The organism is Parageobacillus galactosidasius, from assembly GCF_002217735.1.
Taxonomy (GTDB): domain Bacteria; phylum Bacillota; class Bacilli; order Bacillales; family Anoxybacillaceae; genus Parageobacillus_B; species Parageobacillus_B toebii.
The window spans coordinates 1-1,465 of sequence record NZ_NDYL01000006.1; the positions used below are offsets into that span (position 1 = coordinate 1).

The 1,465-nt window shown below is 46.3% G+C and carries 1 protein-coding gene; it reads right to left on the minus strand.

Going from position 1 to position 1,465, the window contains the following annotated elements:
- Nucleotides 1–45: 45 nt before the first annotated feature.
- Complete coding sequence (locus B9L23_RS19785; RefSeq protein ID WP_089098370.1) at nucleotides 46–1,377, minus strand: IS4 family transposase; 1,332 nt, start codon at nucleotides 1,375–1,377, stop codon at nucleotides 46–48.
- Nucleotides 1,378–1,465 lie beyond the last annotated feature (88 nt).

Here is a 1,465-nt window from a genome sequence, read left to right on the forward strand (position 1 = left end):
CCCCTCCAGAAGAGGGGTATTTGGTATTTATATCCATATCTAATTCTACCATATCTCTAATTTCGTTAAGATATCTGATGCCGTTTCTTCCCCTTTCCTTCGACCTTTCTTGGCATGTTTTCGTAACAGGGAAAGGAGAGAGAAAAGGTTGATTTCCGCCATATGCGAACGCAAAAGCAACTGGTGCCAATACGATTGGAGAAGATCGAGCGCTTTCCGTTCACTGATTTCAATGTCTTCCTTTTGATGCCAATACATCCGAGCTTGAAACAGAAACGTCTGGGTGACCAAAATGACAATCAACGTCCCGTATAAATGGCATTCGAAACGTTCTTTTTTCATCTCCTTGACTTTCTCCAAATCAAATACGGATTTCCAGGCTTTAAACAACCATTCAATTTGCCAGCGCAGGGAATAGAGCTCATAAACCTGTTGACCATCAAACGACTCTTGTGGTAAATTCGTCAGTAAGATGTGGTATTTCTTTTGTTCGAGGGTTTGGCGTGCCAGCGCCTTCCCTTTTCTTTTTTCCTTTTTCCGCACATACGCCATCCGTTTTTGCCATTCTTCCGCCGTCAGACGGCGGAAAACCAACCGTGGAACATACAAGCGTTCATGTCCGATGTATACATGTTCCATTTCCACTGATTCCCCTTCCTCTAATTGATTCCCAAGGGATTCCCAATCCCATTCCTTCCACTGGCCATTCTCCTTGATATACACTTTCATATCGGAACGGAGCCGAGTAATATAATACGCTCCGCGGGCGTCGATCTCGGCCAGTGCGGCAACGGAGAAAAAGCCCAAATCCCGAATACATAGGTCATTCGGTAAAATCGTATGCTGGGCATGATAGGCAAAACGAGCGTCCGAGTCATTGGCCGATTGAACGCATAGCTGAAGGCAGGCGCCGGATAACAAGTCATATTCAAACTGAATTTTCACCCCCGACGAAACGGAACCTCGATAGTCTTCCCCATAGTCAGCGGGAACCAAAAAGCTGGTTGAGTCCAAAATCCGCAGGCGGGTAAAACAAGTTCGATAGGTCTCCATGGCTGACAAAAGCAATGGACGTTGATGCAGGAGGAGAAGGAAAAACACTTCTCGCAAAAATGCCACGGCCCGATCGGTAAAACGCTGATTCAAGCCTTCGCTTGAAAGGGAACAGCCATGCCAGAGCGTCAAGGCCGCACACAACCGCTGAAGCGACTGTTTGGCCAGTGAGCCATCTCCCCATGCACAGAGAGTCAGAAAGGCTTCCGCCGTTAACGAACGCTGCCGCCGGATAAAGCCTGTTTTCCGTGCGAGACGGGTTAATTCTTCGGGAGAAAAGAGTTGACGAATGGTTTGAATCCATGCTTTCATTTGTTTTTCCATGAAAAAAATCCTTTCTAACGTGGAGTGTTCGTTAGAAAGGATACCATGTTTTTGACGATGCACAAAGACCAAAATTCTTAACTTGATG

What these genes read in the sequence shown, in the direction of transcription:
- B9L23_RS19785 (WP_089098370.1), bottom strand. Translation starts at nt 1,377, where the DNA reads ATGGAAAAACAAATGAAAGCATGGATTCAAACCATTCGTCAACTCTTT.